General features: G+C 59.6%; 1 protein-coding gene. It reads left to right on the top strand.

Features of this window, described 5'->3' with window-relative positions:
- Positions 1 to 457, top strand: a 457-nt coding sequence (locus AAEY72_RS14215; RefSeq protein ID WP_502945390.1) for a PQQ-dependent sugar dehydrogenase, incomplete at its 5' end; no start/stop codon positions are given.
- Positions 458 to 470: the final 13 nt, after the last annotated feature.

Genomic DNA, 470 nt, shown 5'->3' with positions numbered 1-470 from the left:
CCTGGTGCCGGACTACATCACCTCGGTCAAGGATGGCGGCTTCTATGGCTGGCCGTTCAGCTATTACGGCCAGCATGTGGATGTGCGTGTGACCCCGCAGAACCTGGACATGGTCGCCAAGGCCATCGCTCCCGACTATGCGGTAGGCCCTCACACTGCGTCGCTGGGGCTGACCTTCGCCGAGGGCAGCAAACTGCCCGCCCCCTTCAGTAATGGCGCATTTATCGGCCAGCATGGTTCCTGGAACCGCAAGCCGCACAGTGGCTACAAGGTGATTTTCGTGCCGTTCGAGGGGGGCCAGCCGAAAGGGCAACCGGTGGATGTGCTGACGGGGTTTCTTGATAGCGATGAGAAAGCCATGGGCCGGCCGGTTGGCGTGGTGATTGATCAGCAAGGGGATTTGCTGGTGGCCGATGATGTGGGCAATAAGGTTTGGCGGGTTTCTGCGGCCAAATAATGCATTTGAACAG

It is taken from the genome of Psychrobacter sp. W2-37-MNA-CIBAN-0211, assembly GCF_040309405.1.
Lineage (GTDB): Bacteria > Pseudomonadota > Gammaproteobacteria > Pseudomonadales > Moraxellaceae > Psychrobacter > Psychrobacter glaciei.
Note: the sequence above shows the minus strand (reverse complement) of the source record. Positions and strands in the feature narration are given on the sequence as shown.